Consider the following 649-nt stretch of genomic DNA (forward strand, 5'->3'; position numbering starts at 1 on the left):
ATGCCGGGCCCGCCGACGGCCCATCCCGTCAGGCCATCGTTCGCGAAGTGCAGACCCGAGAGCCCGTCGCGGATGCCAGTGTTCTGGGCGGTCCAGGAGCTGCCGCCGTCGCGCGTGGCGAGCACCGTGCCGTCGTCGCCCACTGCCCAGCCGGTCGTTGCACTGACGAAGAACACGCCGCTGAGCGTGGGCTCCGCTCGTGGGATTGCGACGAGGAGAGCGGGAGGCGGTGCAGGAGCGCGGAGGGGAGCGGCGACAGCGGGGGCGGTTGCTGGCGCTGTGATGCGGGGTGGCGTGGTGGGCTTGGGGGCGACCTGGTTGCGGGCGGCGTTCGCCTTGCTGGCGGCCGGGACGCCTGGCGTGGCTGCGTTCGTGGCCTCCTCCGGGATTCTTTTGCTGGCGGTGCCTTGCGGCGGCGGTTCCGCAGACGTCTCAGGGGGAAGGGCCTGCTGGATCTGCTGCGGTGGAGGTGTCGGCGACAGCTGCTCGTTCGGAATATTCCTCAACGGCGCGTTGATGGAGGAGCGTGGAGGGGCTTGCTGCGGCGGAAATGCCGGCGAGAGTTGCGGGTTCGCGGCCCTCCTTGGCGGCGAGTTGGTGGAGGGGACCGAAAGCTCCGGCGCGTCGCTCTTCTCCTGCGCATGGGCAC

At 70.7% G+C, this 649-nt stretch carries 1 protein-coding gene; it reads left to right on the top strand.

All coding sequences use genetic code 11. The features are described 5' to 3' along the window. Nucleotides 1-360: 360 nt before the first annotated feature. Nucleotides 361-649 (top strand): hypothetical protein (locus tag ACXJ3V_RS20320; RefSeq protein WP_457102167.1); only part of this gene is annotated, 289 nt, incomplete at its 3' end.

This window comes from Microbacterium sp. P5_E9, from assembly GCF_054049175.1.